At 65.9% G+C, this 21,424-nt stretch carries 22 protein-coding genes and 1 tRNA gene; 10 read left to right on the top strand and 13 right to left on the bottom strand.

Features of this window, described 5'->3' with window-relative positions:
* Position 1: 1 nt before the first annotated feature.
* Positions 2–982 (top strand): homoserine kinase, encoded by a 981-nt coding sequence (locus U0C82_RS05090; protein WP_322186004.1) that lies wholly within the window; start codon positions 2–4, stop codon positions 980–982.
* A complete protein-coding gene (gene rnhA, locus U0C82_RS05085) occupies positions 979–1,431 on the top strand; it encodes a ribonuclease HI (protein ID WP_322186003.1) in 453 nt (150 codons plus the stop codon). The genes U0C82_RS05090 and rnhA overlap by 4 nt, the downstream gene beginning before the upstream one ends.
* Positions 1,432–1,476: 45 nt before the next feature.
* On the opposite strand, the gene U0C82_RS05080 is transcribed toward rnhA, so the two are convergent.
* Positions 1,477–2,301, bottom strand: a complete 825-nt coding sequence (locus U0C82_RS05080; RefSeq protein ID WP_322186002.1) for a protein-disulfide reductase DsbD domain-containing protein — start codon at positions 2,299–2,301, stop codon at positions 1,477–1,479.
* 197 nt (positions 2,302–2,498) lie between these two features.
* On the opposite strand from U0C82_RS05080, the gene U0C82_RS05075 reads away from it, so the two are divergent.
* Positions 2,499–3,101 (top strand): YqgE/AlgH family protein, encoded by a 603-nt coding sequence (locus tag U0C82_RS05075; protein WP_322186001.1) that lies wholly within the window; start codon positions 2,499–2,501, stop codon positions 3,099–3,101.
* A 99-nt stretch (positions 3,102–3,200) separates the two neighbouring features.
* On the opposite strand, the gene U0C82_RS05070 is transcribed toward U0C82_RS05075, so the two are convergent.
* The 4 genes from U0C82_RS05070 to thrC are packed head-to-tail and all read right to left on the bottom strand — an operon-like array spanning position 3,201 to position 9,530.
* Positions 3,201–6,140, bottom strand: a complete 2,940-nt coding sequence (locus U0C82_RS05070; RefSeq protein WP_322186000.1) for a putative bifunctional diguanylate cyclase/phosphodiesterase — start codon at positions 6,138–6,140, stop codon at positions 3,201–3,203.
* Between the two features lie 31 nt (positions 6,141–6,171).
* A complete protein-coding gene (locus tag U0C82_RS05065) occupies positions 6,172–6,795 on the bottom strand; it encodes a GNAT family N-acetyltransferase (protein WP_322185999.1) in 624 nt (207 codons plus the stop codon).
* Between the two features lie 18 nt (positions 6,796–6,813).
* Complete coding sequence (locus U0C82_RS05060; RefSeq protein WP_322185998.1) at positions 6,814–8,124, bottom strand: M16 family metallopeptidase; 1,311 nt, start codon at positions 8,122–8,124, stop codon at positions 6,814–6,816.
* Positions 8,121–9,530, bottom strand: a complete 1,410-nt coding sequence (gene thrC, locus U0C82_RS05055; RefSeq protein WP_322185997.1) for a threonine synthase — start codon at positions 9,528–9,530, stop codon at positions 8,121–8,123. Before thrC ends, U0C82_RS05060 begins: the two co-directional genes overlap by 4 nt.
* Positions 9,531–9,695: 165 nt before the next feature.
* Between thrC and U0C82_RS05050 the strand changes: the two genes are divergently transcribed.
* Complete coding sequence (locus tag U0C82_RS05050) at positions 9,696–10,283, top strand: hypothetical protein (RefSeq protein WP_322185996.1); 588 nt, start codon at positions 9,696–9,698, stop codon at positions 10,281–10,283.
* A gap of 106 nt (positions 10,284–10,389) precedes the next feature.
* Here the strand turns inward: U0C82_RS05050 and U0C82_RS05045 are convergent, their stop codons facing one another.
* The 3 genes from U0C82_RS05045 to U0C82_RS05035 all read right to left on the bottom strand — a co-directional run bounded on the left by U0C82_RS05045 (position 10,390) and on the right by U0C82_RS05035 (position 12,414).
* Positions 10,390–10,794, bottom strand: a complete 405-nt coding sequence (locus U0C82_RS05045) for a response regulator (protein ID WP_322185995.1) — start codon at positions 10,792–10,794, stop codon at positions 10,390–10,392.
* 301 nt (positions 10,795–11,095) lie between these two features.
* Positions 11,096–11,641, bottom strand: coding sequence for a hypoxanthine phosphoribosyltransferase (hpt, locus tag U0C82_RS05040; RefSeq protein ID WP_322185994.1), 546 nt, complete (start codon positions 11,639–11,641; stop codon positions 11,096–11,098).
* Positions 11,638–12,414, bottom strand: coding sequence for a hypothetical protein (locus U0C82_RS05035; protein ID WP_322185993.1), 777 nt, complete (start codon positions 12,412–12,414; stop codon positions 11,638–11,640). Before U0C82_RS05035 ends, hpt begins: the two co-directional genes overlap by 4 nt.
* A 278-nt stretch (positions 12,415–12,692) precedes the next feature.
* Here U0C82_RS05035 and ftsE point away from each other — a divergent pair, with 278 nt between their 5' ends.
* From ftsE to U0C82_RS05015, 4 genes are all read left to right on the top strand, one after another.
* A complete protein-coding gene (gene ftsE, locus U0C82_RS05030) occupies positions 12,693–13,352 on the top strand; it encodes a cell division ATP-binding protein FtsE (protein ID WP_322185992.1) in 660 nt (219 codons plus the stop codon).
* A gap of 43 nt (positions 13,353–13,395) precedes the next feature.
* Entirely contained in the window at positions 13,396–14,334 is a 939-nt protein-coding gene (locus U0C82_RS05025; RefSeq protein ID WP_416186646.1) for a cell division protein FtsX, read from the top strand.
* A 48-nt stretch (positions 14,335–14,382) separates the two neighbouring features.
* Entirely contained in the window at positions 14,383–15,156 is a 774-nt protein-coding gene (locus U0C82_RS05020; RefSeq protein WP_322185990.1) for a YdcF family protein, read from the top strand.
* 165 nt (positions 15,157–15,321) lie between these two features.
* Entirely contained in the window at positions 15,322–16,113 is a 792-nt protein-coding gene (locus U0C82_RS05015; RefSeq protein WP_322185989.1) for a lysophospholipid acyltransferase family protein, read from the top strand.
* Between the two features lie 674 nt (positions 16,114–16,787).
* Here U0C82_RS05015 and U0C82_RS05010 read toward each other — a convergent pair.
* Positions 16,788–16,862: transfer RNA gene (locus U0C82_RS05010), tRNA-Val, on the bottom strand.
* A 115-nt stretch (positions 16,863–16,977) separates the two neighbouring features.
* On the bottom strand, positions 16,978–17,343 hold the full coding sequence (cpdR, locus tag U0C82_RS05005) for a cell cycle two-component system response regulator CpdR (protein ID WP_416186623.1): 366 nt from the start codon (positions 17,341–17,343) through the stop codon (positions 16,978–16,980).
* A gap of 221 nt (positions 17,344–17,564) precedes the next feature.
* Between cpdR and U0C82_RS05000 the strand changes: the two genes are divergently transcribed.
* Positions 17,565–18,464: an N-formylglutamate amidohydrolase gene (locus tag U0C82_RS05000; protein WP_416186622.1), complete on the top strand. Its 900-nt coding sequence runs from the start codon at positions 17,565–17,567 to the stop codon at positions 18,462–18,464.
* A gap of 367 nt (positions 18,465–18,831) precedes the next feature.
* On the opposite strand, the gene U0C82_RS04995 is transcribed toward U0C82_RS05000, so the two are convergent.
* Complete coding sequence (locus tag U0C82_RS04995) at positions 18,832–19,293, bottom strand: YaiI/YqxD family protein (RefSeq protein ID WP_322185987.1); 462 nt, start codon at positions 19,291–19,293, stop codon at positions 18,832–18,834.
* A 137-nt stretch (positions 19,294–19,430) separates the two neighbouring features.
* Between U0C82_RS04995 and U0C82_RS04990 the strand changes: the two genes are divergently transcribed.
* Positions 19,431–20,387 (top strand): DMT family transporter, encoded by a 957-nt coding sequence (locus tag U0C82_RS04990; protein ID WP_322185986.1) that lies wholly within the window; start codon positions 19,431–19,433, stop codon positions 20,385–20,387.
* A 245-nt stretch (positions 20,388–20,632) separates the two neighbouring features.
* Here U0C82_RS04990 and U0C82_RS04985 read toward each other — a convergent pair whose 3' ends face one another.
* Together U0C82_RS04985 and U0C82_RS04980 are read right to left on the bottom strand one after the other, a co-directional pair.
* The gene (locus U0C82_RS04985) at positions 20,633–20,938 is read right to left on the bottom strand and encodes a hypothetical protein (protein ID WP_322185985.1); all 306 of its coding nucleotides are present in this window, start codon (positions 20,936–20,938) and stop codon (positions 20,633–20,635) included.
* Between the two features lie 158 nt (positions 20,939–21,096).
* Positions 21,097–21,424, bottom strand: a 328-nt coding sequence (locus tag U0C82_RS04980; RefSeq protein WP_322185984.1) for an aminotransferase class I/II-fold pyridoxal phosphate-dependent enzyme, incomplete at its 5' end; no start/stop codon positions are given.

Below are 21,424 nucleotides of genomic sequence, written 5' to 3'. Positions count from 1 at the left end.
CATGGCCGTCTATACGGATGTCGGCGAAGCCGAACTCGTCGAATTTCTGAGCGGGTACGATCTCGGCCAGGTGCTCAGCTACAAGGGCATTGCGGAAGGGGTCGAAAATTCGAACTTCCTGCTGCGCACGAGCGCCGACACCTTCATTCTCACCCTTTATGAAAAGCGCGTCGACCGGAACGATCTGCCCTTCTTCCTCGGGCTGATGCAATATCTGGCGGAGCACGGGCTGTCGTGCCCGCTGCCCGTGCAGCGCCGCGACGGCGAGGCGCTGGGCGAGCTTGCGGGGCGCCCCGGAGCGATCTTCACCTTTCTCGAAGGCATGGGGGCCCGGCGTCCCTCGCCCGCCAACTGCCGCGCGGTCGGTGCCGCCATGGCCCGCCTGCACGAGATCGGCAGGGGCTTTTCCATGCACCGTGCCAATGGGCTCGCCATGACGGCATGGCGGCCTCTGTTCCGGTCCTGCCCGGACCGGGTCGACGAGGTGGAAGCCGGGCTTTCGGCCGAGATCGAGGCGGAGCTCTGCGAAATCGAAGCCAGCTGGCCGCAGGGCCTGCCGTCGGGGGTGATCCATGCCGATCTCTTCACCGACAACGTGTTCTTCCTCAACGGCGAACTGTCCGGCATCATCGACTTCTACTTCGCCTGCAACGATCTCCTTGCCTATGATATCGCGATCACCCTGACGGCCTGGTGCTTCGAGGCGGATGGCAGCTTCAACATGACGAAGGGCGCGGCGCTGCTGAACGGCTACCAGTCGGTCCGTCCGATGACCGAGGCCGAAGTCGAGGCGTTGCCGATCCTGTGCCGGGGGGCGGCGATGCGGTTTCTCCTGACCCGGCTCTACGACTGGCTCACGGTGCCGGACGGCAGTTTCGTGATGAAGAAGGATCCGCGCGAATATCTTCGCAAGCTGCGTTTCCACCGCAGCGTGACGCGTGCCGGCGAATATGGATACAGCCCATCGGGAGGACGAGCGTGAGCGAGGCAAAACGGGTCGAGATCTATACGGACGGCGCGTGCTCGGGCAATCCAGGCCCCGGCGGATGGGGCGTCCTCATGCGGTTCGGCGAGAACTCGAAGGAGTTGAAGGGCGGTGAACAGAACACCACCAACAACCGGATGGAGCTGCTTGCCGCGATCGAGGCCCTGGCCGCGCTGCAGCGCCCGTGCGCGGTCGATCTCCACTCCGATTCGGCCTATATGCGCGACGGCATCATGAAGTGGATCCATGGCTGGAAGAAGAACGGCTGGAAGACCGCCGACCGGAAGCCCGTGAAGAATGCCGAACTGTGGCAGCGCCTCGACGAGGAACGCGCCCGGCACGACGTCACCTTTCACTGGGTGAAAGGCCATGCGGGCCACGAAGGCAACGAGCGGGCGGACCAGCTCGCCAATGACGGCATGGCGCCCTTCAAGAAGAAGCGCTGAGGCCCGGCCGTCGCTCGAAACGGCCTCGGCCGTTCCGCGCGTCCCTCAGGGTTGCGGTTCGACGGACGCGCTGAGACCCTTCTCGTGATCGGCGAACAGGAGCGTGAGCGCCGGCAGCCCGCCGGTCTTCGGCCGCTCGTCGACGGGGACGCGGAAGGTCGTGATCCCGTTCTCGTAGCGCGGCGGCTTCGGCTCGCCGAAATACCAGCCTGCCGGGCCGAGAACGAAGGCGTCGGTCAGCGCGGTCCTGTCCCCCGCATTGCCCGTCCCGGACACGTCGAGCACCAGAACGCCGTCCTCGAGCCGCGCCGTCACGCGGCTGTCGTCGATCGGCTCGGGCAACGTGGCGAACGCGGTCTCGACGAGCCCCGTGTCGCTTTCCTGCGTCGCGGTCAGCGTCGTCTGGACGGGAATGCAGATCTCCTCGCACACGCCGAGGAAGATCTTCGCGACGATCGGTCCGGTGATCGTCTCGCCGTCCTTGGCCACGATCGTGAAGGGAAGTGCCAGATCGTGCTTGTAGCCGTTCGCGCGGGCGAGCTCCTCGCCGAAGCGCGCCGGCATCGGCGCGAAGAGCTTCGTGTCGGCGACGCCGGAGGTCGCGGAAAAATCGATCTGCGGCGGTATGCCCGACGGGCCGGGATCCAGCCAGTAGGTCTTCCAGCCGGGCTCGAGGTCGATCGTCAGCGCACCCCGCACCGACCCGTCGCTGCCGGGTTCGCTCGCCGAAAGGCTCAAGGTCGCAAATTCGTTCTGGAAGGTCTGCCCGGCGGCGTTGGCCGCGGTGGCACCGAGGGCGCAGATCCCCGCGAGGGTGCCGAGCCCGGCGGTGATCGCTCTGCGAAGAATGGTCGCGTGGGACGTCGTCATCATCGGTGCCTTTCGATCGCCCGGAACGGGTGATTTCTCGTGATATAGGGACTTTCGTCCCGATCGACCGCCAACCTTGCGGCCCGCCGAAAGAGGTACGCCACACCGCTGGCGAGACGGTGCCGCGATTGAAACTGGAATTTGTCCGCGTTCGGTGCCACCTTGATCACGGTAGCGGGTTCGGGGAGCGACAATCCATGCAATTCGACGAGATCGGCGGAAGTGCGGCCACATCGCTGGAAGGCCATTTTCTTATCGCCATGCCCGGCATCGAGGGCGAGGTGTTCGCGCGCACGGTGATCTATCTGTGCGCCCATTCCGCCAACGGCGCGATGGGTTTCATCATCAACAAGGCGCAGACGACGAGCTTCCCGCAACTCCTGACCCAGCTCGGCATCGTCGAGCACGAGGGCGAGATCCGCATGCCGTCCGGCGGTGCGGAAGTCTCCGTGTGCCGCGGCGGGCCGGTCGAGCAGAGCCGTGGCTTCGTCCTTCATTCGGTCGACTACGATTCCGAATCCACCGTTGCGGTCGATCACGAGATCGCGCTGACGCCGACGACGGATATCCTGCGTGCCATCTCGCAGGGGATCGGCCCGAAGACGGCGATCATGGCGCTCGGCTATTCGGGATGGGCACCCGGCCAGCTGGAGGAGGAGATCGCCCAGAACGGCTGGCTGACCTGCAAGGCGGATCTGTCGATCGTCTTCTCCAACGAACTGACCGACAAGTACGACCGGGCGCTCGGCCTTCTCGGCATCCAGCAGGCCTTCCTCAACACCGAGGCCGGCCACGCCTGATCGTCGGCGTTCGGCAGCTTGGGTCACGGGCCGGGCCGTTGCTGCGGTCCATCCGTCCGGTCGCCCGGATCATGGCGCAGGCGCCGCGCGGTTCGAGCATCAGGCGGTCTTGTTCAGCAAGGTCTCCCTGCTGGTCAGTGCGCGACGCGCCTCCTCGTGATTGAGGGGCTTGGAGTAAAGGAAGCTCTGGGCATATTCGCATTTCATCTGCCGCAGCGTCATCACGTCCTCCTCCGTCTCCACGCCTTCGGCGACGATCTTCAGGCCGAGATCGTGGGCCATCGTCACGATGCTCTTCAGGATCACCGGGCGCTGGGGCTGCGAATTGTGCTTCAGGAACGACTGGTCGATCTTCAGCGTGTCGAAGGGAAACCGCATCAGATAGGCGAGCGAGGAATAGCCGGTGCCGAAATCGTCGAGCGACAGGCCGACCCCGCGCTCCACGATGCGGTTCAGAAGCTGCGCCGACCGCTCCGGATTGTCCATGACGAGGGATTCGGTCAATTCCAGCTTCAGGGACGAGGGCGGCAGCCGGTAGCGCTGGAGGACCGTATCCACGTCCGAGAGCAGATCCTGGGTGATGAGCTGGCGGCTCGACACGTTGACGGACATGAAGAGCTTGGTGTTTCCCGTGGCACGGTGCCAGTCGCTGAGGCGCTTGGCGGCTTCCTCGAGCGCGAACTGGCCGAGCTGGACGATGAGGCCGGAGCGTTCGGCGAGCGGCACGAACTCGGCGGGCGAGATCTTGCCCCGGCGCGGATGATCCCATCTGAGAAGCGCCTCGAAGCCGGCGATCGTCTCGTCTTCCAGGGAGACGATCGGCTGGAAGGCGAGCGCCAGTTCGTGGCGTTCGAACGCGCGGCGAAGATCGGTCTCGAGCGCCAGCCGGCTCGAGCCGATCGCCTTGTAGGCCGGTCGGAACGGCTCGATCCGGTCGCCGCCCATGCGCTTGGCGTGGTGCATGGCGAGATCGGCCTCCATCAAGGCTTCCTGCGCCGATTGATCGGCCGACCACCCGGTGAGGCCGATCGAAGCGGTGAGGACGATTTCCCGGTCTGCAAAGCCGATCGGCGCGCGGATGGCCTCGCGCATCCGCTCGGCGAAATCCGCCACCGCGTCGGAGGTGGTCTCGGAGACGAGGATCGCCCCGAACTGGTCGCCCCCCAGCCGCGCGAGCGTGTCCTGCGCGCGCATCACGCGCTTCAGTCGGCGCCCGAGGGTGAGGATGATCGTATCCCCCGTCGCGAGCCCGTAATCGTCGTTGACCTGCCTGAACCGGTCGATGTCGATGACGAACACCGTCGGCGAGACGTCGGCGCAATCGGCCGCCAGGCAGTTGATCGCGCCGAGCCGGTCCATGAAGACCTCGCGATTGGGAAGGCCGGTCAACTGGTCGATCAGCGCGTCCTGCAGCAGGCGGTTCTCGGCCTTCTTGGCCGAGGTCACGTCCTTCAGGGTTCCGACGCAGCGCATCACCTCGCCGTCGGTGCCGAGCATGGGGCGGGCCCTGAGCGCCAGCCAGTGATAGTGGCCGTCCGCGTCGCGGACCCGGAAATCCTGGTGCATGCGGCCCCGGCGATGCTCGATGATCGTATCGAGCGTCAGCTTGAACCGGTCGCGGTCGTCGGGGTGAAGCACCGGCAGCCAGTTGCGCGCCGGCCCGTTCATCGTATCGACGGGGAGGGCCGAGAGCATGTCGCTTTCCGAATCGATGAAGATGCGGTCGCGGGCGATGTCCCAGTCGAAGATCGCGTCGCCCGAGCCCGACAGCGCCAGCGAACGCCGTTCCATGTCGGACACGAGCCCCTGGGCGAGCGTGCCGCCGGCAAAGCCGTGCTGCATCACCGTGAAGCCGATGAGGAGGACGATCAGCACGAGGCCGCCGCCGAGGGCCGGCTGGACGATGTCGTTGGAAAGACGGCCCGTCACGGTCATCCAGGCCGCCCAGATCCAGACGATCAGCAGGAGCCATGTGGGCAGCAGCATCACGGCCCGGTCGAAGCGCTGGAAACTCAAGGTGAGAATGACGCCGAGGCCGAGGACGGCGGTCGCGCCGAGGCTGACGCGGGTGAGCCCCGCGACGAGGGCCGGCTCGAACAGCGCGTAGACGCCGAGCGCGCCGACGCCGGCCAGCACCAGCCCGGAGGCGATGGTAAGATATCCGTGCCAGCGATTGAGGCTGAGATAGGCGAAAAGAAAAAGGAGAAGCGTGAACAGGAACGCCACCTCGACGCCGGCGCGCCAGATCGGCTCCTGGCCGGGGGCGAACGGGATGAGCTTTTCCCAGAACTGGAAGTCGATGCAGATATAGGCCAGCACCGACCAGGAGAGCGCGGCTGCGGCCGGGAACATGGCCGACCCCTTCACCACGAAGAGGATGGTGAGGAAGACGGCGAGAAGGCCGGCAATGCCGAGAACGATGCCGCGATAGAGCGTGAAGGCGTTGACGTTTTCGCGGTACGTCGCCGGTTCCCACAGCCGCACGTCGGGCAGGCGCTCGGCCGTCAGTTCGGCGACGAAGGTGACGATCGCGCCGGGATCGAGCGTCACCAGGAACTCGTCCGCTTCGCTCGACACCTGCCGCTCCAGCGCAAAGCCCTGGCTCGGCGTGATGGCGGCGATGCGCTGCGAGCCGAGATCCGGCGACAGGATGCCCGAGCCGGCCAGCTTGAAATGCGGGGCGACGATCAGCCGATCGATCTGCTCGTTGCTCTCGTTGGTGAGCGCGAACACCGCCCAGTCGCCGTTCGCCTGCGGCGTCAGGGCATCGATCTCGATGCGCCGCACGATGCCTTCCGGTCCGGGAACCGCCGAGACCTGAAAGCTGCGTCCGGCGTTGCGATAGACTTCCATCGCCGGTCTCAGATTGATGACGCTCTCGTTCGGCGACACGGCGACGACGTCGAGCGCGCGCGCCGGCGAGGCCAGGGCGAGAAAGACGGACAGGACGGCAACCAGCGCCACGAAGACGGCACGCAGACGCCTGCACGCATGCCGAGGGTGCGGCACGGATCGGGCACGGCCCGGGCCGGCGCTCATGGAAGGGTCTGGTGAAACCGACACGGCGTACTCAATACTCCCAACTCGCGCGTGAAACGTCCATCGTCCCCGATCGCGGCCATTCTTCGGCAAGCAGCGAATAAAGGCAGTGGTCTTCCCAGTGGCCGGCGATCTTCAGATATTGCCGAAGCTGTCCCTCGTGCGTGAAGCCGCACCGAGCCAGAAGCGCGATCGAGCGCCGGTTCGTCGGCAGGCAGGCCGCTTCGACCCGGTGCAGGTTCTCGACCGAGAAGGCGAAGCGCACCACTTCTGCGACCGCTTCGCGCATCAGCCCGTGGCCGGCGAATCGTTCTCCCATCCAGTAGCCGAGCGTGGCGACCTGCGCGACTCCACGCCGAATTTGTCCAAGGGTCAAGCCACCCATCAGGGTCGATTCGATTCTATCGAAAACAAAGAAGGTAAATCCGCTCCTGCTGTGGACGTCGCTGTAGTAGCGCCGCAACCGGGAGACGAAGGCGTGTTTCGACAGCTCGTCCGCGCTCCATTCCGGCTCCCAGGGCTTCAGGAACGCCGCGCTCTCGCCACGCAGGCGCGCCCAGGCCTCGTAATCCTCCCGCTTCGGCAGCCTGAGGAGCACCCGGTCCCCCACCAGAACCGGGCAGTGCGGCCTGAGAAGGGTATCGATCAGGTGCATGGGCCCGCCCCGGGTGTGTCAGGCCATGCCGACCATGCCGCGACGCCCGTCCTTGTCCGACTTCAGCGGCATTGCAAGGTCAGCGGCGGGGGCGAGGCGGTCGAGCTTGCCGATGGCCGCAAGCGTCGGGCAGCCGTCGATGAACAGGCGGCCGGCCAGATCGGTCAGGCGGGCGGCGTCGATCGCCTGCAACCGGTCCATCAGCTCTTCGTTGGAGATGATCGCACCGTTGAACATCAGCTGCCTCGCCATCTGACCGGCCCGAACCGCCGGGCTTTCCTGGCCCATCATCAGGCTGGCACGCATCTGAGCGCGCGCCCGCTTCACCTCGTCCTCGGTGATTTGGCTGGTCATCTTGCCGAGTTCCTCGACGATGGTCGCCCCGAGCTCCTCGAGCTCCTCCTCGCCGGTCGCGGCGTGGATGCCGAAGAGGCCGGAATCGGAGAAGCTCCAGTGGAAGGCGTAGATCGAGTAGCACAGGCCGCGCTTCTCACGGATCTCCTGGAAGAGCCTCGACGACATGCCGCCGCCCAGCACCATGGACAGGACCTGCGAGGCGTAGAAGTCGCGCTTGTAGTATGGCCGGCCCTCGAATCCGAGAACCAGCTGGGCGTCGGCCAGGTCGCGGGTCTCGCGAAACTCGCCGCCCTTGTAGCGGGCCGGCATCCGCTCGTTGCGGGCCGGCTGTTTCATGGCGTGGTCGCGGCCCGAAAAGACCTTCGAGACCTGCTCGACGATCGCGTCGTGATCCACGGCACCCGACGCCGAGACGACGATCCTGTCCGGACCGTACTGACGGGCGAGATAGGCGCGCAGATCGTCCGGCGCAAAGCTCTTGACGCTCTCGCGCGTGCCGAGGATCGGTCGCCCGACGATCTGGCCGGAGAACGCGGTTTCCTGGAAATGGTCGAACACGATATCGTCGGGCGTGTCTTCGGCCGCGCCGATCTCCTGCAGGATCACGTGCTGCTCGCGTTCGAGCTCGCCGGCGTCGAAGCGGGAATTCAGAAGGATATCGGAGAGGATGTCGAGCGCCAGAGGCACGTCGTCCTTGAGGACGCGGGCGTAGTAGGAGGTCGATTCGACGCTCGTGCCCGCATTCAGCTCGCCGCCGACATTCTCGATCTCCTCGGCGATGTCGCGGGCGCTGCGCCGGTCCGTGCCCTTGAAGGCCATGTGCTCGAGAAGGTGGGCGATGCCATGCTCGCCCTCCCGCTCGTCGCGGGCCCCGCTCTTCACCCAGAAGCCGAGCGCCGCGCTTTCCAGCGTCTCCATCTTGTCGGTGACGACAGTAAGGCCGTTGTCGAGCTGCGTGATCCTGTGATTCATGCGGTCTCCGCGCCGTTGCCGGCCCGTGACCGCTGTTTGATGTAGGACTGTAGCTCGCCGAGATCGTTGCCGATCGTATCGAACGTCTCGCGCTTCTGCATCAGGCCGTCATGGCTGGGCGGAAGCTCCGGCGACCGGCCGCAGGCCTTTTTTACCGCATCGGGGAACTTGGCCGGATGGGCGGTCGCCAGCGTGATCATGGGCGGAACGGCCTTGAGCGCTTCGGCGACGTGCACGCCCACCGCCGTGTGCGGGTCGAGCAGATAGGCCTGACCTTCGAGAACCGCCCGGATCGTTTCCGCCGTCGCCTTCTCGTCGGTGCGGCCGGCATCGAATTCATGGCGGATCGCGTCGATCACGGCATCGGGGAGGGTGAAAGCGCCCGACTGCTTGAGCAGGTCCATCAGCCGGCGGACGAGTTCGGCATCGCGCCCGCACGCCTCGAAGATCAGCCGTTCGAAATTCGACGAGATCTGAATGTCCATCGAGGGCGACATGGTCGCCTCGACGCCGTCCATCTCGTAGCGCCCGGTCTTCAGCGTGCGCTCCAGTATGTCGTTGGAATTGGTCGCCACGACCAGCCGGTCGATCGGAAGGCCCATGCGCTTGGCGGCAAAGCCCGCGAAGATATCGCCGAAATTGCCGGTGGGGACGGTGAACGACACGTCCCGGTCCGGAGAGCCGAGGCTGGCGGCGGCCGTGAAATAATAGACGATCTGGGCCATGATCCGGCCCCAGTTGATCGAGTTGACGCCCGACAGTCCGACATCCTCGCGAAAGCGTGGGTCGTTGAACATCGCCTTGACCAGCGCCTGGCAGTCGTCGAACGTTCCGTCGACCGAGACCGCATGGACGTTCGACGCGCCCGACGTCGTCATCTGGCGCTGCTGCACCGGTGAGACCCGTCCCTTGGGAAACAGGATGAAGATATCGGCCCGCTCGCTGCCGGCGAAGGCCGCGATCGCCGCGCCACCGGTGTCGCCGGACGTCGCGCCGACGATGGTGGCGCGTCGCCCGCGCTCGGCAAGGACGTGGTCCATGAGCCGCGCGATCAGCTGCATGGCGACGTCCTTGAAGGCGAGCGTCGGGCCGTGGAAGAGCTCCAGCAGGAAATGATTGGCGCCGATCTGCACCAGCGGCGCGACGGCCGGGTGCGGGAATGTCGCGTAGGCGTCGTCGATCATGCGCTGCAGATCCTCCGGCGCGATGTCCTCGCCGACGAAGGGGGCCATCACCTTGAAGGCGACCTCGCCATAGGGCGCGCCCCGGAACCCGCGGATCGTCTCCTGGCTGAGCTGCGGCCAGGCGGTCGGCACGTAGAGGCCGCCGTCCGCCGCAAGGCCCGCGAGCAGAGTGTCGGTAAATCCGAGACGGGGTGCCTCACCCCTTGTGCTTACGTAATCCACATCGTCTCCCGGTGCCGGCGATAGTTAAACGCCTCGTTTGGCGCTATCTGCCATGGCAATGTCATTTTGGGGCTCGAAGCCTCTGTCATGTCGAAGGCCGAAGGTCGCGTCCGGCCCGATCGCCTGATATAGACCTTCGCCGACCGGAAAGGGAAGAACCGATCGATGATACAAGGCAAGCCGCCGACCAAGCTCACCCGCCCCACGAGGGCCCCGCATCTCTCGCTCGGCGCCGCGCTTCTGGCTGCTTTCCTGGCGGCCTGCTCCTCGACGGGCTCGGGCGACGGGCTCGATGAGACCGCCGCAAGCCTCGAACCCGCGCCGCAGCAGGCGGCGGCGACCGATTTTGCGAGCCTCGGCGAACCTGCGCCCTATTGCCCCAAGGTCGAGGTGCGCGAGGGAACGGGGATCATCGACAAGCGCGCCGGTCAGCAATCGGCCTACAATGCCAACATTATCGGCGCGCAGAGCACCTGCCGCGTCGTCGCGGGACAGTTGCGGATGAAGGTGGAGGTCGCGGGGCGCGTCGCGCCGGGTCCGGCGGCGCCTGGCACCGTCGAACTGCCGCTTCGCATCGCCATCCTGCGCGGCGACGACGTCATCTATTCGGAGCTCGGCCGGGCATCGGCCAGGGCCGTGGCGGGGGGCGAGGCGCAGAACTTTTCCTATGTCGACGACCGCATCGCCTTCGCCGTGCCGAGCGACCAGAACATCACCGTGTTCACCGGTTTCGACGAAGGTCCGCCGCAATAGGCCCGATCTCTCGGTGTCAGGCGTTGCCGCATCGCGGCCGCACGGCAGGCTCGGCGCGTCCCTGAACCGCAACGATCGACACCTGGTGCTTCGCGCGCCGGCCAGGTCAGGCGCAGACGGCCTCGCAGGCGGCCGCCGTGCCGGCCGGCCTGGCCAGAATCTCGAAGACACGCTTGCGCACGTCGCTGATCGCGAAGGGCTTGTCGAGGATATCCTCGACGATCGCGACAAGATCCTCGGCCGCTTCCTTCTGCTCGGCATAGCCGGTCATGAGGAGGATCCTGATGCGCGGCCAGCGCCGGGCCGCCTCGTGCGCCAGTTCGATGCCGGTCATGGCAGGCATGCGGATGTCCGACAGGATCAGGTCGAAGCCACCGCCCGCCTCGGTCAGCAGTTCGAGCGCTTCCTCGCCGTCATCGGCTTCGCAGACGCTGTGACCGTCCATGCGCAGCGCGCGCGAGACGAGATGGCGGACGGCCTGTTCGTCCTCGGCCACCAGAATATTCGCCATGGTCCCGTCTCCTCATCCCGTCATCTGGCAAGACGCTTTCGCCGACTGCGGCGACCGACAGTAGAATTGCCGGCCGGCCCTTGAGAACTGGTCCGCAGAGGGTCCAGCTTTCACGTTTTGGAGAGCCTCAACGTGCCACCGAAATCGAAACTTCCACCTGAAACAGTCCCGAGGCTGGATTTGGGTGGCAAGCGTCTGTGCACCAACAGCTTTTCCACAGTCAAGTCATCGAAAGCAAGCGTTTGAAATTCCTTGCGGAAGGCGGCGGGCCCTGCGAGGGCGTGCACAGTCCCTGCGCGCATTAGTCCTCGGTCAGGTAGCCGACGAAGGGCAGTTCTCGGAAGCGATAGGCGGCGTCAAGCCCGTAGCCGACGACGAACTTATCGGGACAGACGAAGCCGACATGGTCGGCCTCGATCGCGACCTTGCGGTGTCCGGGCTTGTCGAGGAGCACCGCCACGCGCACCGATCGAGCCCCGCGCTCCAGCATCAGCTTGCGCGCGACATCCACCGTTCGCCCGCTTTCCAGAATATCCTCGACGAGAATCACGTCCCGGCCGTCGACCGGGCGCTCGATATCGCGAAACAGCCGCACCTCGCCGCCGCTCGTGCCGGCGCCGTAGCTCGACAGGGAGATGAACTCCACCTCCGGGGCGATCCCCACCCGGTGGAGCGCGCGCATCAGGTCGGCCGTGAAGACGAAGGCGCCCTTCAGCACCGAGACCAGCATCAGATTGGCATTGTCGCCCGGCGTATGCGCCGCGATCTCCTCGGCGATGCGCTCGACCTCGGCGGCGATCGCATCGGCGCTGAAGAGTTCCTGGACGTGCCTGCCATGGATGATCATCGGTTCGTTTCCGTTTTTCTTGCTTCGATTGAAAGGTCGTAACGCTTTGCAGCCGGAACGGGAACGGGAACGATGACGGAAGACGAAAAGCCGACGATTTCGCCGGCGTCGAGTGATTGTCGCAGGATCTCGATGCGCCGTACGATGCGCCCGCCCGCCGCGTCGGTCAGGACGATGTCGAGCGGGGGGACGATGGCCGGGCGGGACGAGGCGTTCGAAAGCGTTGCGCCGAGCATCAGGACGGACGCGCCGTCCCGGTCGACGAGGTTCGCCGTGATGCTCGACACGCCGAGGCCCTGGCCGAGGGCGACCTCGCTCGCGGGCGCGACGATCGTCGGCGTCTGGGGGCCGCTCGCAAGGCCGAACAGGCCCGGCAGGATGAAGAGCGCGCCGACGATGAGCCCCGCCACCATTCCGATCTTGATCGGCATGTTCGAGGGGGGCGGTGCGGGCTCCCGGTCCCAGTCCCGGCGCTGATCCGTGCGGGCCTCGCCATGGCGCAGGAGATCGACTTCGGGTTCAGCGCGCCGTCCGAAGAACGAGACCGATTGCGGCCGCGACGGATTGGGCGAGGGGGGCGAGAAAGCCGATGGGGCGTCCGGACCGCGCCGCGCCGCGGGGAAGTGGGCCGGGCCGTGGGCGCCCTGTGCGCCGAGGCGGGACCTGCTCTCGTCGAGCCGCCGCGCACTGCCGTCGATGACGAGCGGTTTGCGCCGCCTCGTCCCATGCCGCTCGCGCGGCGCACGGGGGACGAAGTCTTTCCGTTCGCTCATGTTCGTCACGCGGGCTCCGGCGGTTCTCGATCGCGGCGATATATCAAGCATCGAAAGCTCGCGCGAGCCTCGCGCAGGGTGCGTGCGCGACATTCGAGGCCGGGGCGGACCTTGCGCGGCGCGGCCCGGCTGGTGTCAGGCGCCGGGGTTCCGGGCGCCCGGCGTCCGAAGGGCGGATCGCCCGGACGGGGGCGTCGGAGTTTCGCCGCTTTCTTCGGCAGGGTCGAAGAGCGCGCGATCGCGCCGATCGAGCGAGAGAAGAAGAAAGCGGCCTAGCGGTGATCAAGTTCGACAATGTCGGTTTGCGGTACGATGCGGGGCACGAGATCCTAAGCGATCTCAATTTCGAGATTCGCAAGCAGTCGTTCCAGTTTCTCACCGGGCCCTCCGGCGCAGGCAAGACCAGCCTCCTGCGCATGCTGTTCCTGGCGCTGCGTCCGACACGCGGCGCCATCACCGTGCTCGGCAGAGACGTCGCGACCTTGTCGCGCAAGGACCTGCCGTCCATTCGCCGCCGCATCGGCGTCGTCTTCCAGGATTTCCGCCTGCTCGACCATCTGACGACGTTCGAGAACGTCGCGCTGCCGCTTCGCGTGCGCGGGCGCACGGAAGCGAGCTATCGGCAGGACGTGACCGATCTCATCGAATGGGTCGGGCTCGGCGAACGGATGAACGCGTTTCCCGTCACCATGTCCGGCGGCGAGAAGCAGCGTGCGGCGATCGCGCGCGCGCTGATCGACCAGCCGGACATCCTTCTGGCCGACGAGCCGACCGGCAATGTCGATCCGCCCATGGCGCGGCGGCTCCTGCGTCTGTTCCTGGAGCTCAACCGCACGGGCACGGCGGTGGTGATCGCGACCCATGATTTCGGCCTGATGGACCAGATCGGCGCACGCCGACTCGTTCTGGGGGAGGGGCGACTTGCAATCGAGGACTGACCTGTTGTCGCGCTTCCAGCCGACCCTCGACCGTGTCCGCACGATGATCGAGCACCGCAGGGCCGTGCGTCCGACACCGATCGTGCCGCCGGGAAACGTTGCGGGCCGCGCGCTGGTCATCACGGTCGCGATCATGACGTTCCTTGCCAGCCTCACGGTCGGCGCGGTCACGCTCGTGTCGGAAACGGCGAGCGAATGGCAGAACGACATCGCCAGCGAAATCACGGTCCAGATCATTCCGCGGGACGATCTCGACATGGACGCCGCGCTCGCAGCCGTCGAGGAGATCGCCGGCCGCACGCCCGGCGTGACCAGCGCCGCGCGGCTAACCGACGCCGCGACCTCGCGGCTTCTCGAGCCCTGGCTCGGCGCCGGACTGGAACTTGGCGAACTGCCGGTTCCCCGCCTCGTGATCATCGCGATCGACGGGGAGGCGCCGCCGGATTTCGATGCGCTTCGACAGGAGCTCGAAGACAAGGTTCCGCAGGCCGAACTGGACGACCACCGCGCCTGGGTCTCGCGCCTCGTCTCCATGGCGAACGCGATGATCCTGACCGGCACCGGCGTCCTCGTCCTGGTGCTCGTCGCGACCGCGCTGACGGTGGTCTTCGCCACGCGGGGCGCGATGGCCGGCAACAAGCAGATCGTCGAGGTGCTGCACTTCGTCGGGGCGCGCTCGGAGTTCATCGCCGAACAGTTCCAGAGGCACTTCCTGCGGATCGGGCTTCTGGGCGCGCTCAGCGGCGGCGCGTGCGCGGTCTGCCTGTTCTGGATCATGGGGCTCTGGACGGCCAGCAACCGGGCGCGTCCGGAAGCCGACCAGATCTCCGCCCTGTTCGGATCGTTCGCGATCGGCTGGACCGGCTATCTGGGCGTCGCGCTTCTGATCGCCTTTGTCGGTCTCGTCACGGGGCTCACATCGCGTTTCACCGTGCTGAAACAATTGTCCCTGATCGACATGTTGTCGCCGGTGGAAACCTGAAGCCGAGTTGAACATTCTTATCAAGAGGCAGGTCCGGCATCAGCCTGCATGCTTATTGATAAAACCACGAGCGAAGCCGATGGTGGCTGGGAACCTGATGCCGATGAGGACTTCATGACCGGCGGAAGCTGGAACGAGCGAAACGGTCGCGCGCCGGACGGGCAGCGGTCGACGGCGCCGCGCCCGGCGGGACGCAAGCGGCGTCTGGCCTTTTTGTGCCTCCTCTTGCTCGTCGTCGGCGGGTTCATCGCCGGCGGGTTCCTGCGCTTTGCCGAATCGACCGCGGAAGCCTCGCGTATCGCCGACGTTCCGCAGGCCGACGCGATCGTCGTCCTGACGGGCGGCGCGAACCGTATCGAGCGCGCGCTCGCGCTTCTGAAGGCAGGGCACGGCAAGCGGCTTCTCATCAGCGGCGTCAACAAGGACACGAGCGCCGGCGCCATCGCCAGGACCACCAACACCGATCCCAGATGGTTCGCATGCTGCGTCGATATCGACATGGCGGCGCTCGATACGGTCGGCAACGCCGTCGAGGCGCTGCGATGGGCCGACGAGCACGGGTTCGACGACCTCATCCTGGTGACGAGCGACTATCACATGTCGCGTTCCCTGATCGAATTCGACCGCATGGGCGACCTGAAGCGCATCACCCCCGTCGCCGTTCGTCTCGACGATCTGTGGCGGGACGACATCGTACCCACCCGGCGCGGGCTGGAAGTGCTCGTCACCGAATATGCCAAGCTGATGGCCGCCCGCATTCGCGCCGCGATCGTCGGAGCCGAGCCGATCGTCTCCACGGCGAACGCCGAACCGGCCGGCTGACCGGAGCCGCGGCGCGCCGACGCCACGGGTTCCCGTCGCGCTTTCATGCCCTGCCTCGGCGCGGGCCGCGGAGCTTCGCGGTTGACCTTCGCGAAGCAATGGGGTTTCGAAGAGCCCGACGGGTGGGCCCGGCATGAAGCCGCGCCGCCGCCGAAAGGTCTTCCCATGCTGATGCTGCGTTCGATCGCGTTTCAAGTCCTGTTCTACGTGAACTTCGCCATCTGGCTGAGCTTCGCCCTGGTGCTCACCTCGCTGCTGTCCGAAAAGATGAACTGGCGCATCGTCAACGGCTGGTGCCGCATGAGCCTGTGGCTCCTGCGCCATGTCGCCGGAACGCGTTCGGTCGTCACCGGGCTCGAACATGTGCCGACCCGTCCCTCGATCATCGCCTCCAAGCACCAGTCCTTCTGGGACATCATCGCGCTGGTGCCCCATCTGGATCGTCCGACCTTCATCCTGAAGCAGGAGCTGATGCGCATTCCCGTCTTCGGGCGCTATGCGCGCAAGCTCGGAATGATCCCGATCGACCGGGCCAAGCGCGGCGGCGCCATCGCCTCCATGCTCGAGAACGCGACGATCGCCGCGGGCCAGGGCCGCCAGATCGTGATCTTCCCCGAGGGTACGAGATGCCGGCCGGGCGCCGCGCCCGATTACCGGCAGGGCATCTACCGGCTCTACGAGACGCTCGCCATGCCGGTCGTTCCCGTAGCGCTCAATTCCGGCCTCTACTGGCCGCGAAAGGACGTGCGCCGCTGGCCGGGCACGATCCGGGCCGATTTCCTCGAGCCGATCCCGGCCGGCCTGTCGCGCGTCGATTTCTTCCCGCACTTGCGCGGCAGCATCGAGAAACGGTCGGACGAACTTCTCGCCGAGGCCTACCGAACCGATGGCATGGAGCCGCTCGAGGAGGCAGGCCGTGAGAAGCTGCGGGAGATCCTCGGCCGGCCGGCCGGCTAGCGCGCCGGACGAAAAAATCGGTTCCGGTGTTTCGATCGACCCGGCGCGCCGATCAAGAAGCCCACAGTCTGAGGCCATGCTGAGTTGTCGCCTGAGGCTGTAGCGCGTCCTTGCGTGGATTCGGACGCAAGGATGCTCACGCTAAATCCTTGCTTTCACGCATCGAGCCTTCCGGAACGCGACTCCGATCTTCGGGCCGATTCTCCGCGTCCGGGCAAGATGGGACGGCGTCCGAGCCTGCGGCAAGCCACCGGCACCGGGAATCCAAGCGCGTTGCGCGGCCGCGTCGCAAGGGCCGTGTTCGAACCAGGGCCATGTGCGAAATGGACGGACGCGCGTGGTGATCGCAAGCCGCCAGCCTTGACGCAAAAAGGTTCCGGCTGCCCGAATCATCCGCACAGCCCGTGAACGGGTCGCGCCGGCCGCACCGGCTCGGCGCTGAAACGGGGGGCCGCGGCGGCACGATGTCCCGTGCCCGTCCGAAGGCCCGGGCGGCGAATGTCATGCAATTCGGTCTGACGCGGTCGCCATCGTCCGCTCCGGACAGGCGACATGTCCGCCGCGCGGATCGAGCCGCGATCGCCTCACGGTCATCCTGCCGTCCTGTCCGGACGCGATGGCAGCTGCGATCATGCAACGGGCCGCACGCGGCTTTCGTTTTTGGGAGGTTCGGATGGTGGGCGTGACAGGGATTGAACCTGTGACCCCTTCGATGTCAACGAAGTGCTCTCCCGCTGAGCTACACGCCCATCCGACGGATCGCGGTAGACCATAGGCCTAGCCGCCGGTCAATAGGGGCTGGAGGATTTTTCGGTTCCTCGCGGACGACGGTGCGAAGACCGGCGTCCTTCCGCCCCGGAGGCTTCAGGCGGCGTCTTCGAGCATGCGGCCGACCTCGTCCACCAGCTCGCGCAGATGGAACGGCTTGGACAGGATCTTGGCGTCTTTCGGCGCCTTCGAATCGGGATTGAGCGCAACCGCCGCGAACCCGGTGATGAACATGACCTTGAGGTCGGGGTCGAGCTCGGTGGCGCGACGCGCCAGTTCGATTCCGTCCATTTCCGGCATCACGATGTCGGTCAGGAGAAGCGAGAACGGCTCCTCGCGCAGGCGTTCGTAAGCGCTCCCGCCATTGTCGAACGAGATCACCTCGTAGCCGGCGCGCTCGAGCGCCTTGGCCAGAAAACGGCGCATGTCGTTATCGTCTTCCGCCAGCAGAATTTTCGTCATCGTCATTGTCCAGGTTGCTGAAGCGGGCAGCTCTCGAAAGCGTGCCTTGTCATGGAGAGACCTTTATAACAGAACGCCGCGGCAAAACCTAAAGAGATTGGAACTCTAGGGTTAAGACGCTATTTTCACACAAGCTCCGCAACGGGTCGGCGCGGGGCACGGGCCCGCGCTCGTCCGACTGCCACCGACGACGACAGGCCGACAAGCGTGAAGAGGCGTATGTGCACAGCGTTCCGACCATCCGAACCCATGAGGGAGACAAGCCGGCATTCGTCATTCGGAGACCTGCGGCGTGCACGACGCCGCTGATCTTCTGCTCGCCCCATGGCGGCCGCGACTATCCGGCCTCGTTCCTCGACCGCTCCCGCCTGCCGACCGATGCGATCCGCCGCTCGGAAGACCTGTATGTCGAGGAACTCTACCGGTTCGTCGAGACGATCGGCGCGCCGCTGATTTCGGCCCGCTTTCCGCGTGCCTTTCTCGACGTCAATCGCGAACCCTACGAACTCGACCCGGCCATGTTCGAAGGCGAACTGCCGCTCTACGTCAATTCCCATTCGGTCCGCGTTGCAGGCGGGCTCGGCACGATCCCGAAGATCGTCGCCGAAAACACGGAGATCTATCGCGACAAGATCACGGTGGAGGAGGGACTTGCGCGGATCGACACCTATCATCACAGCTTTCATGCCGCGATCTCCGGCCTGATCGCCGAAACCAAGCGCATCCACGGCATGGCGATCCTCATCGACTGCCATTCCATGCCCTCGAGCGTGCGCCCGGCGCCGGGCGGCCGGCGCCCGGACATCATCATCGGCGATCGCTACGGCACCAGCGCCGCCGCACGGCTCGTCTCGTTCGTGACGTCCGGCTTTTCGCGCGAGGGTTACGACGTGATGCGCAACAAGCCTTATGCGGGCGGCTACATCACCGAGCGCTACGGCAAGCCGGCGATCGGCGAACATGCGCTTCAGGTGGAAATCTCGCGCGCGCTTTATGCGGACGAGGCGCATTTCAGGCAAAGCGAGGATTTTCCGAGGCTGGAGGCGGATCTGCGGTCGGTGTTCGGCTGGGTCGCCCACAAGATCCGCGAGACCTATCCGCACTCCATCGCAGCCGAATAGAGGCATCACGGCTCGGCCATCACGCATCGGTGCGCCGAAGACACGCTTCCCGATCGGCCGAGACATGGTCTGTTCTTGGGACCGGTCCCGGATCATGATGAAAGAGAGTAGGGCCTCCGGACAAAAAGAAACCGCAACTGGACACCAGCGCGGTTTTGAAGTCTAGGGAGGAAACGCCTCGAAAGGCTGCAGCCATACGACTGTACCCAAAGGCTATGCCGACACAGGACGGACGTCAACGGCCGGTCTTACGAAGATGAGGCGACTGTTGTATATCTGCCTTCCCTTGCGGAAAGCCGGCGGGCCCTCTGCCTGCGGGCGCCTCGGTCGCGGCCTGTCCAGAGGTGGCGTCAGGCCGAACGGTTTTTCAGGCCTGTGCCAGCCGGCGCATCAGGCGATCCATTGTCCCCATGAAGCGGGAGCGATCCGCGCCGGTGAAGGCGGCATTGTAGCCCTTGGATTCCCCCGTTTCCCTCAGATGCTGGGAAAAGGCGCGCATGGCCAGCGCCTCGCCGATCGTTTCCTGCGTGAACGCCCGGCCCGTCGGGCGAAGCGCCTGGGCACCGCGTTCGAGCGCGCGGGCGGCCAGCGGTATATCGGTGGTGATCACGAGGCAACGTGCCGTGCAGGCCTCGACGATCCAGTCGTCGGCAGCATCGGGCCCCGCCGAGACCGTGACGATCTCGGCCTCGGGAAAGCGTGAGGGACGCATGCCGCCGTTCGAGACGAGCAGGGCACGCGCCCCGTACCGGATGGCGATATCGATGGCCTCGTCCTTCACCGGACAGGCGTCGGCATCGATGAGGACGGTCAGGTCGGATGTCGGCATGGGAACGCGAAAGCCCTTTCGAAACGGCGGATCGTTGGTTGCGGCATGTCCTACCATGGAAACGCAACGGATCCTCAGTCGGAACCGGTGCCCGGGGCCACTGGCCCGCACAGGTGGTTCGTGGCAATGATCCGGACATGAGCCCTGCATCCCCCTCCGACCTGTCCGCCCGCAGCCTTCGCGGGATCGCCATCCTCTTGATGGCCGGAGCGATCTTTCCGGTGCTCGACGCGGGCGGAAAGGTGCTGATCACCAACCATGGCATGTCGGGCGCCGAAGTCGCGCTGGTGCGCCTCGTGCAACAGGCGCTCTGGATGGTGCCCTTCCTTCTTTGGAGACGGGGCGTCGGCGGCTTCCGCACCCCGCAACTCGGGTTGAACCTCCTGCGCGGCGCGCTGCTCGGCGTCGGCGGCATCCTGTTCTTCGCGGCCCTCGGCTTCATGCCGCTCGCCGATGCGGTCGCGATCTTCATGATCGCCCCGATGCTGCAGGTCCTTCTGGCGGTGCCGATCCTGAAGGAGCCGATCGGCTGGAAGCGCATCCTGGCCATCTTGATCGGTCTCGTCGGCGCGCTGGTCATCGTCCGGCCGAGCTATGCCATCTTCGGGCTCGCTTCGCTTCTGCCGCTCGCGACCGCCTTCCTGGTATCGCTCTATATCATTCTGAGCCGGTTCGCCTCGCGCGGGACCGACCCGCTGGCGATGATGTTTCATGCCGGCACCGGCGGCGCAGTCACGGTGGCCGTGATCATGGTGCTCGCCATGCCCTTCGATATCGGCATCCTGGCGTTCTCCTGGCCGAGCGAGGGGCGCGCCTTCTGGTTGGTCCTCGGTGTCGGCGTCGTCGGAACGCTCGCCCACCTCCTCACCTTGGAAGCATACGCGCGCGCGCCCGCGGCGGTTCTGGCGCCGTTCAACTATGCGGAACTGATCTTTGCGATCATCGCGGGCTACCTGTTCTTCGGCGATCTGCCGGATCGCATCCGCTGGATCGGCATGGTGATCGTCATCGTCTCCGGGCTCGTCCTCTACTGGCTCGAACGGCGAAGCCACCGACGCCGACAGGTGCCGGCTCCTGTCCCAAACGCGCTGTAGGCGTGCCGAGGCCGGCGACAGGGTTGCGGCGAACACCGCCTTGCGCCGCTTCCGTCCCGAAGGGGCGCGTTCCGCCGCAAACATCACATCATCGCACCTGTGTCGCGGGACGCGTGCGCTAGGGGGGCACGATATCGACGAAGAGGCGACCGGGTTGAAAATATCCGCAGCGACGGCTGTCGAAAAAAAGGCGGCGGGAGCGCAATGCTCCCGCCGCCGCAATGTCGAGGATCGAAAAACGACCCTTAGTTGGCAGGCTGCGTCGTCCCCGTGATCGGATCGCTCTCGCCGCCGTCGGTCTCGACGCCCGGATTGGTGGAGCCTGCGCCGCTCGTTGCGCCGTCACCGCTTCCGACATCCGTCGCCATGTTGCTGTCGGTCGACGTATCCGCCGGATCGGTCGTCACGGCGCTGTCCGTTGCGGGCTCGACGGTCTCGACCTCGGTTTCGACCTCGGTTTCGGCCGCTTCATCCGAATCGCCGCACGCCGCAAGGCCGAGGGTGGAGAGGGGAATGACAGCGGCCAGAATGAGATGACGAAAAGGCAACATGAAACGTCTCCTGATTGGTTAGGGTAACCTTCAGGCACTAAACACGGACCATCATCGTTTGGTTCCGATGTCGCAAGGCCGAGCGGACCCGCGCGGGCGCCCGGACGAATCCGCCCGGAAAATTCCCGGATGAATCCAAGGCGCCGGGTGGCGCGGTGTTACTCGGCGGCCAGTCGCGCGGCCTGCGTCTCGGAGGCGAACGCGATTCCGAGGGTTTGCCAGGTTTCGACGAGGGCGATCTTCAGGTGCTCGACGAGGGTGTCGTCGTGGAGGGGGGTCGGCGTGATGCGGAGCCGCTCGGTGCCGCGGGGCACGGTCGGGTAGTTGATCGGCTGGATGTAGATGCCGTGGACGGCCAGGAGATGATCGGAGGCGCGCTTGCAAAGGTCCGGATCGCCGACGAGCACCGGCACGATATGCGTGTCGGAGGGCATGACCGGCAGATCGCTGGCGCCGAGCACCGTCTTCGTGCGCGCGGCCTGGCGC

Source organism: Fulvimarina uroteuthidis (genome assembly GCF_034321785.1).
GTDB classification, from domain to species: Bacteria; Pseudomonadota; Alphaproteobacteria; order Rhizobiales; family Rhizobiaceae; genus Fulvimarina; species Fulvimarina uroteuthidis.
Note: the sequence above shows the minus strand (reverse complement) of the source record. Positions and strands in the feature narration are given on the sequence as shown.

Excerpts from the sequence above, each read along its gene's own strand:
- U0C82_RS05075 (WP_322186001.1), top strand. The coding sequence starts at position 2,499 with ATGCAATTCGACGAGATCGGCGGAAGTGCGGCCACATCGCTGGAAGGC.
- U0C82_RS05065 (WP_322185999.1), bottom strand. The coding sequence starts at position 6,795 with ATGCACCTGATCGATACCCTTCTCAGGCCGCACTGCCCGGTTCTGGTG.
- U0C82_RS05020 (WP_322185990.1), top strand. The coding sequence starts at position 14,383 with ATGCTTATTGATAAAACCACGAGCGAAGCCGATGGTGGCTGGGAACCT.
- U0C82_RS05045 (WP_322185995.1), bottom strand. The coding sequence starts at position 10,794 with ATGGCGAATATTCTGGTGGCCGAGGACGAACAGGCCGTCCGCCATCTC.
- U0C82_RS05070 (WP_322186000.1), bottom strand. The coding sequence starts at position 6,140 with ATGAGCGCCGGCCCGGGCCGTGCCCGATCCGTGCCGCACCCTCGGCAT.
- cpdR (WP_416186623.1), bottom strand. The coding sequence starts at position 17,343 with ATGACGAAAATTCTGCTGGCGGAAGACGATAACGACATGCGCCGTTTT.
- U0C82_RS05090 (WP_322186004.1), top strand. The coding sequence starts at position 2 with ATGGCCGTCTATACGGATGTCGGCGAAGCCGAACTCGTCGAATTTCTG.
- U0C82_RS05080 (WP_322186002.1), bottom strand. The coding sequence starts at position 2,301 with ATGACGACGTCCCACGCGACCATTCTTCGCAGAGCGATCACCGCCGGG.
- U0C82_RS05025 (WP_416186646.1), top strand. The coding sequence starts at position 13,396 with ATGATCGAGCACCGCAGGGCCGTGCGTCCGACACCGATCGTGCCGCCG.
- U0C82_RS05015 (WP_322185989.1), top strand. The coding sequence starts at position 15,322 with ATGCTGATGCTGCGTTCGATCGCGTTTCAAGTCCTGTTCTACGTGAAC.
- U0C82_RS05050 (WP_322185996.1), top strand. The coding sequence starts at position 9,696 with ATGATACAAGGCAAGCCGCCGACCAAGCTCACCCGCCCCACGAGGGCC.
- U0C82_RS04985 (WP_322185985.1), bottom strand. The coding sequence starts at position 20,938 with ATGTTGCCTTTTCGTCATCTCATTCTGGCCGCTGTCATTCCCCTCTCC.
- hpt (WP_322185994.1), bottom strand. The coding sequence starts at position 11,641 with ATGATCATCCATGGCAGGCACGTCCAGGAACTCTTCAGCGCCGATGCG.
- U0C82_RS05035 (WP_322185993.1), bottom strand. The coding sequence starts at position 12,414 with ATGAGCGAACGGAAAGACTTCGTCCCCCGTGCGCCGCGCGAGCGGCAT.
- U0C82_RS04990 (WP_322185986.1), top strand. The coding sequence starts at position 19,431 with ATGAGCCCTGCATCCCCCTCCGACCTGTCCGCCCGCAGCCTTCGCGGG.
- U0C82_RS04995 (WP_322185987.1), bottom strand. The coding sequence starts at position 19,293 with ATGCCGACATCCGACCTGACCGTCCTCATCGATGCCGACGCCTGTCCG.
- U0C82_RS05060 (WP_322185998.1), bottom strand. The coding sequence starts at position 8,124 with ATGAATCACAGGATCACGCAGCTCGACAACGGCCTTACTGTCGTCACC.